General features: G+C 64.6%; 3 protein-coding genes. 2 read left to right on the top strand and 1 reads right to left on the bottom strand.

The features are described 5' to 3' along the window. Window positions 1–296 precede the first annotated feature (296 nt). Window positions 297–1,043 carry a 2,3-diphosphoglycerate-dependent phosphoglycerate mutase gene (gene gpmA / locus BP846_RS03450; RefSeq protein ID WP_292392650.1) on the bottom strand — a complete coding sequence of 249 codons (747 nt, stop codon included), beginning with the start codon at window positions 1,041–1,043 and terminating at the stop codon, window positions 297–299. Between the two features lie 327 nt (window positions 1,044–1,370). Here gpmA and BP846_RS03445 point away from each other — a divergent pair, with 327 nt between their 5' ends. Both BP846_RS03445 and BP846_RS03440 read left to right on the top strand, forming a co-directional pair. Continuing rightward, on the top strand, window positions 1,371–2,945 hold the full coding sequence (locus BP846_RS03445; protein ID WP_292392649.1) for an META domain-containing protein: 1,575 nt from the start codon (window positions 1,371–1,373) through the stop codon (window positions 2,943–2,945). Window positions 2,946–3,166: 221 nt separating this feature from the next. Continuing rightward, complete coding sequence (locus BP846_RS03440) at window positions 3,167–4,012, top strand: META domain-containing protein (RefSeq protein WP_292392656.1); 846 nt, start codon at window positions 3,167–3,169, stop codon at window positions 4,010–4,012. Window positions 4,013–4,221: the final 209 nt, after the last annotated feature.

The raw sequence follows: 4,221 nt of genomic DNA, 5'->3' as shown, positions 1-4,221 counted from the left end.
GAAGCGCGGGCGGGGTGGGGGTTACGAGTATCGCTACCCGGTGAGACAGGGGAGGGGGGCCCGTCGCCCTCCCCGTCAGCCCCACCCCCAATGGCGATAGCCATCACGGTCCAGTGTATGGAGAGAAACCCGGGGAAGGACCGGGTCAGGCTACCCGAGAATACAGCTTCCCCCCCGGCCTGCACATCTGGCGATGCTCGAGCTCCGCCTGCCCCTCGGGGGCACACATCGCTTATCCCTATCGCCCTCCCCGCCTGGAAGGGGGCTCGCAGGGAGGGGTGGCCCGTCGCCCTCACCTACCCCGGCCCGGCCTGCCGGGCCACGCCCCGGGCGGCCGCCGCGACCTCGTCCGGGTCTCCCAGGTAGTGGTGGCTGACCGCTTTCAGGTCCTCATCCAGTTCGTAGATGAGCGGGTAGCCGGTGGGGATGTTGAGGCCCGCTATCTCGTCGTCCGGAATGCTGTCCAGGTGCTTGACCAGGGCACGGAGGCTGTTGCCGTGGGCGGCGACCAGGACGGGTCTGCCCCTCCGGAGATCCCCTGTGATCCGGCTCTCCCAGTACGGGAGCACCCGCTTGAGCGTATCGCGCAGGGACTCGGTCGCAGGGAGGCTCTCCGGGTCCAAGTCTGCGTAGCGGGGGTCGAACCGCGGGTGCCTCGGGTCGTCCCACGGGAGCGGCGGTGGCCGCACATCGTATGCTCGGCGCCAGAGGTGCACCTGTTCAGCACCGTATTTTGCGGCGGTCTCCTTCTTCTCCAGGCCCTGCAGGGCGCCGTAACTCTTCTCGTTCAGCCGCCACGACCGGTGCACCGGGACGTACATGAGGTCGAGGTCGTCCATGACGATCCAGAGCGTTCGGATGGCCCGTTTCAGGACGGATGTGTAAGCGACGCGGAACGTATACCCGCCGTCGTCAAGGAGCGCCGCCGCCCGGTGGGCCTCCTCGATGCCCCAGGCCGAGAGATCCACGTCGGTCCAGCCCGTGAACCGCCCCTCCCTGTTCCAGACGCTCTCGCCGTGCCGTAGCAGGATCAATTCTACCATCGCACTCTTCTCCCATACCGGAACGGGCATCCGCCGGTTCCGTGACGGGAGCCCCACACCCGGTATAGTCCTTCACCCCCGCAAGATAAATGCCATGCATGCGCTGAAGCGCCGTGACTCTCGTGGAGAGATCAGAATCAGGAAACTGCAGGGAGGTATAACCCCACCCGTGCATCCCTGTGCAGCACCGGCGAGCGGGGGCGCGGGGCGGCCTAACCGCTAATGCCCACAATATTCTCCTGGTTTGGCAAACCAGACACGTATAGGTTCAATTTTTTTCGTAGCCTACCATTCGTTTATCTCTCATTCCCGCCCATATGGTGGTGTATGGCACCGAACAGAAGAACGAACAGAAACAATATCCTCGCGGGGGCGTCACTGCTCATCATCGTTGTGGCGGCAATCATCACCGCGGGATGTATGGCGGGCACGTCGACGCCCGGTGCGGTCGTCGGGCTCACCGGGGCCTCCTGGTCGCTGGACTCCTACCTTGACGGGAACGGTACGCTCGTCCCGGTTCTGCCGGGATCGGTGGTATCGGCCCTATTCGACGACGGAAAGGTCACGGGCTCCGCCGGGTGCAACCAGTACGGCGGCGACTATGTGCTCAACGGTACGAACCTCTCGGTCTCCTCCCTCATCCAGACGCTGAAGTTCTGCGAAGAGCCGGAAGGTATCATGGAGCAGGAGGCGCGGTTCATGGATCTCCTTGGCTCGGCGACAGGATGCCGGATCGAGAACGACCGGCTCCTCCTCACCGACGCTGCCGGAGCCACGACGCTCACCTTCGTGAAGGAGGCGCCTGCAGATCTTGCCGGGACGTCCTGGATGCTTACAAGCCTCGCAGGTGAAGACGGCGCTATGACCCCGGTCCTCACCGGCACGACGGTCACGGTCGCTTTCGGCGCTGACGGCAGGCTCGGCGGTTCGGCCGGGTGCAACCACTACGGTGCAGACTACGCTACAGACGGCGCGAACCTCACTATTGAGCCGGCCATAAGGACTGAGATGTACTGCAGCGAGCCAAAGGGCATCATGGAGCAGGAGGACCGCTACCTCGGACTCCTCGCAAACGTCGCCTCTTACTGTGTGGAAGGCAACCGGCTGATCCTCGCGGACCGCGAGGGTGCCGACCTGCTGGCCTTTGAGCAGGTCGCTCAAAAGCCTGATCTCCAGCTCGCCGGGACGGACTGGGTGCTTGACGGCTACAGCACCGGGGGAGATGCGGTCTCCTCGATCGTCAACGGCACAACCATCACCGCGAAGTTCGCGCCCGACGGGAACGTCACCGGGAACGCCGGATGTAACCACTACGGCGGCCAGTACATCCTCGACGGCGCAAACCTCTCGGTCTCCTCGCTCTACAGCACCCTTATGTACTGCGGCGAGCCCGGTGTCATGGAGCAGGAAGCGAAGTACCTGGGCCTCCTTGCAAACGTCTCCTCCTACCGGGTTGAGGGCGACCGCCTGACCCTCCTGGACGAGACGGGCGCCGGTCTCCTCTTCTTCGTGCAGGCACAGGAGGTGCCGCCGGCACCGCTTGCCGGGACAAGGTGGACACTTGAGTCCTACAGCCTGGACGGGGAGTCGGTCTCCTCGGTGATCGCCGGCACGACGGTCACGGCGGAGTTCTCACCGGACGGGAACGTCACCGGGAACGCCGGGTGCAACCGCTACTTTGCTGCTTACGAGGTCTCGAAGAGCACGATGACGATCGGGCCTGCAGGTTCGACGAAGATGTACTGCGGCGAGCCGGAGGGCATCATGGATCAGGAGAACAGGTACCTGACCCTCTTCGAGTCCACGGCAGGCTACCGTATCGACGAGGACCGACTCGACCTCCTCGATGAAGCCGGGAAGACGCTCCTCTCCTACCGGGCAGCGGATGCGGATCAGCCCTGATCCGGCCTCTGCTCACGGGGCAGGATCGGCCGACGTGGGCCGGCCCCCGCCCAATTTCTTCTCCGCAAGGCGGTCTTTTTTCCAGTTTCACCAGGCTCCGGGCGGCAGCCGCGGATCGCCGCTTCCTCCGTCCGACCACAAAGGAGAGGGCGATCGAGGGAATCTCGACGTAAATGAGTTATTTTTTCTTCTCTCGACCCTTACGCCTACCCGTGGTAGAGATGAGAGACGGGCACCACGCACTCGCGAAGGTCGCACTCCTGATCATCCTGGCGGCATGCCTCGTCTCGGCCGGGTACTCCGGCGAGACGGACACGCCCCCAGGCAATGCCAGCCAGGTCGCCGAACCGCTTGCAGGGACGGCATGGCACCTGGCCGCACTCCGTGCCGATAACGGCTCTGTCGTCGCGCCCCTGCCCCGGGCGGAGCCGCTCATCATATTCGGCGAGGGCGGCACGCTCTCGGGGTCTGCCGGGTGCAACCTCTACACTGCCTCCTACCGGATCAACGGCTCAACGATCTCGGTGGAACCGGTCAGCGTCACGGGGGCGCACCCTGCGGCAGAACGGGAACTCGCACAACAGGAGAGCCAGTATCAGAAACTCCTTGTTGCGGCTGCCTCCTATCGGGTTGAGGGCGACAGGCTCGTGATCTCCGGGCCGTCGGGTAAGGACCTGCTCGTCTTCCTGCGGGCCAAGCAGCCGGTACAATCGCCGCTGCTCGCGACGACATGGGGGCTGACCCACTACAGCACCTCAGGCAGCGCCGTCACCTCGCCGATCCCCGGCACCAACATCACCCTGACCGTCGATGGCGACGGCACGCTCTCGGGGTCTGCCGGGTGCAACGCCTATTCGGCCCCGTACCACCTCAACGAGACGGGGCTTGCCGTGGAGCGGATCGTCGCGACGAAAGCCTCCAGCACCGATCCGGCAGGGGTCATGGAACAGGAGAGCGCCTACCTGGACCTGCTCCGGTCGGCGGCGGGCTACCGGATCGTCGGGGATACGCTCGCGGTCATCGACGGCAACGGCAGGGCGATCCTCTTCTTTGCGGCGGAGCCGTGAGCGGGAGGGGATTGCCGGGATGCTTTTTTGCAGGGCATAATTCTCGGCCCGGGGCGCGATATCCACCACGGTCCAGTGTACCGGGACAAGCGTGAAAAAATGGGTAGTGCCCTACGAAACAACTGGTCATCTGAGATCCCATCCTGGTGTTCCCGCTTGCATGCAATCCGGGGCACGGCTTTCCCCAGGGTATCGCCATGACTGCCCCC

This window comes from Methanoculleus sp. UBA303, assembly GCA_002501655.1.
GTDB lineage: Archaea > Halobacteriota > Methanomicrobia > Methanomicrobiales > Methanoculleaceae > Methanoculleus.
This window is presented reverse-complemented; position numbering and strand designations above follow the sequence as displayed.

Coding starts and splice junctions, on each gene's coding strand:
- gpmA (WP_292392650.1), bottom strand. CDS start 1,043: ATGGTAGAATTGATCCTGCTACGGCACGGCGAGAGCGTCTGGAACAGG.
- BP846_RS03445 (WP_292392649.1), top strand. CDS start 1,371: ATGGCACCGAACAGAAGAACGAACAGAAACAATATCCTCGCGGGGGCG.
- BP846_RS03440 (WP_292392656.1), top strand. CDS start 3,167: ATGAGAGACGGGCACCACGCACTCGCGAAGGTCGCACTCCTGATCATC.